Origin of the sequence: Pseudomonas sp. LJDD11, from assembly GCF_024584215.1 — a bacterium.
Taxonomy (GTDB): domain Bacteria; phylum Pseudomonadota; class Gammaproteobacteria; order Pseudomonadales; family Pseudomonadaceae; genus Aquipseudomonas.
Genome location: NZ_JANJFL010000158.1, coordinates 1 through 514, shown reverse-complemented (window position 1 = coordinate 514; position 514 = coordinate 1). Strand labels below are relative to the sequence as shown.

At 50.2% G+C, this 514-nt stretch carries 1 protein-coding gene and 1 pseudogene; one reads left to right on the top strand and one right to left on the bottom strand.

Features of this window, described 5'->3' with window-relative positions; translation table 11 throughout:
* Window position 1: 1 nt before the first annotated feature.
* Window positions 2–232 (top strand): hypothetical protein, encoded by a 231-nt coding sequence (locus tag NRB16_RS29335; protein ID WP_373568525.1) that lies wholly within the window; start codon window positions 2–4, stop codon window positions 230–232.
* Here the strand turns inward: NRB16_RS29335 and NRB16_RS29330 are convergent.
* Window positions 191–514, bottom strand: a pseudogene (locus tag NRB16_RS29330) (hypothetical protein); the annotation flags it as partial. The gene NRB16_RS29335 and the pseudogene NRB16_RS29330 overlap by 42 nt on opposite strands.

Sequence of the window (514 nt, the reverse complement as noted above, 5' to 3'; positions counted from 1 at the left end):
CATTGCTCGTGGTAAGCGATTCAAAACGCATAAGCACAGACAGTATTTTGATATTTCAGATAGTCTGGTGGATCAGGTGTTCTTTAGAGATCCTACCTACTCTTATGGCGAACGCTATATCCATGACCGTAGTAGTAAGGCTGCGATACGGGCTAAGTCAACGGGCTCCCCAGGCAGTTGGATTAAGACTTCAACCGCCGCTCTCATCACTTTCGTGGTTAACAACATTTGAGAGCCTTTCGATGAGGGCGCCTTGGATTCCTGCGAGGGCGGCGTCGCGGCTCAACTGATAGCTGATCTGTTCAGCGATATCGTCACGGTTGAAAGACTTTTTGAAGACCACCTCGGGGTGTGAGGTCGCAATGGCCGTCAGCTCTGCCTTCCAGAGCATGAGAAGAGCGTCTTTCTTGGAGAACATTGGATTAGTGCCGGCCTTTCGGACATAACGCAACATTGTCCGATCTCTACCTGACGTGGCCAAGATAATGCCCCAGTAGGAAGGGATCCTATCCAT